The organism is Microcystis sp. LEGE 08355 (assembly GCF_015207185.1).
Lineage (GTDB): Bacteria > Cyanobacteriota > Cyanobacteriia > Cyanobacteriales > Microcystaceae > Microcystis > Microcystis panniformis.
Genome location: NZ_JADEXI010000829.1, coordinates 1 through 1,553, shown reverse-complemented (window position 1 = coordinate 1,553; position 1,553 = coordinate 1). Strand labels below are relative to the sequence as shown.

Annotated in this window: 1 protein-coding gene; it reads right to left on the bottom strand. The window is 42.6% G+C overall.

Annotated elements, in window-relative coordinates; translation table 11 throughout:
- Window positions 1–176: 176 nt before the first annotated feature.
- A complete protein-coding gene (locus tag IQ242_RS24445) occupies window positions 177–803 on the bottom strand; it encodes a TetR/AcrR family transcriptional regulator (RefSeq protein WP_108938006.1) in 627 nt (208 codons plus the stop codon).
- Window positions 804–1,553 lie beyond the last annotated feature (750 nt).

The following is a 1,553-nucleotide window of genomic DNA, read 5'->3' as shown; positions in this document are numbered from 1 at the left end:
CCCTTGATAAGGGGGGTGCCGATCCCCCCTTAGTCCCCCCTTTAATCCCCCCTTAATAAGGGGGGCATCTGATAATTTTTAACGCCTACCTACTTAAGTAAGCTAAAACGGATTTTAACCGCCTATCTTTAGATTAGCTGTCTCGGAGTCTCGACTAGGAAATTAATTTTGCACGACTACTTAACTAACACTCCATTCAGAAAAATTTCGGCAATACCTTCGGCCATTTCTTGTAAAGCTAAGGGGGAAGCATTACTATCTAAAATAGTTTCACTGGAAAAACCGGCAATTGCGAACATTCCTAGAAAAACCTGGGCCACAATTTTCGGATTCATGGGACGATAGATACCACGATCGATCGCTGTTTGAAAAAAAGCCTCGGCCACATCGGTCATTTTGGCAATTACCTCCGATTGAATCCGCTCTTTTAATTCGGGGTGAAATTGTGCCTCTATAAAACAAACTCGCAATAAATCGCTATTTTCTCGCATTCTCAACACCCTACGTCGCATCACCTGCGCTACCGCTTTATAACTGCCCATTTCGCTCAATTCCGTCAGCAAGTCGGTGAGAATATCCACCCATCCCCTAGTGGCCACTTCGATTAAAATCGCCTTTTTGTTGGGAAAATAACGAAATAAAGTTCCTTCTGCCACATTTGCGCTTCCTGCTAGGTCTTTGGTCGTGGTTCCTTCATAACCCTTAGCGGCAAATAAACGTAAAGCGGCCTGTAGAATACGACTACGGATATCTTCTTCCCCAGAATTGGTCTCAGCTAGGGAACGTTGAAAAAGACTTTGCATAATTATTGACAGCTAGAACGGGATAGAGCCATTGTCATCGATCAAGTCAGGTGTTTACTCAAATGCTTCATAAAATTTTGAGTAATTGGAGTAACTTGGCCTTTAACAACGAGCGCACGAGCTTGACAATGGGCTAAGTTTCCAGCCAAGATAACCGAAAGATTTTCATTCTCCCAGATAAAGCCTAGTTCTAGCTCCAAATGCTAGGGCAAAACGTTGACACTTGCTCCCCTATCAATCAAACCTTACTCTGGACTGCTGAAAAACATCGTCAGTGCAAGGCTATAACCAGTATTTTCCACCATTTTTTACTGTCTCTAAACTATCATGGAAAACTACAGGCCGCATCCAACTCAGGCATGAGTATAATTACTCATGCCTGAGTTGTGAGAAAATAGAAAGAAATACAAGGAAAAAAGCTATGCTAGGGATACCCCTGCAAGAAAAAGCCCAACTAGAGAAATATCTCCTGGAAACCGCCAAAATTCTCTGAAAATATACCGAACCAGAAAAGCTCAACGACTTCGAGAATAATGAAAAACTTTCTAGACTCAACCAACCGCGGGGAAAAAAATAATTTCCTCATCCCCCTTGCCTATACCCTAGGAATAGCCATCCCCTTTAGGTGGTGATTCGGTAGTAGTGATGGCGGCTTAATCCTTTGCTTTGCTGTGCATTGTAGTCATGGATAAAATACCAAAGGGTTCCCCAACGTGATTCTCCATTTTTTTAGAGAAAGATAGACTGTCT

What these genes read in the sequence shown, in the direction of transcription:
- IQ242_RS24445 (WP_108938006.1), bottom strand. Translation starts at nt 803, where the DNA reads ATGCAAAGTCTTTTTCAACGTTCCCTAGCTGAGACCAATTCTGGGGAA.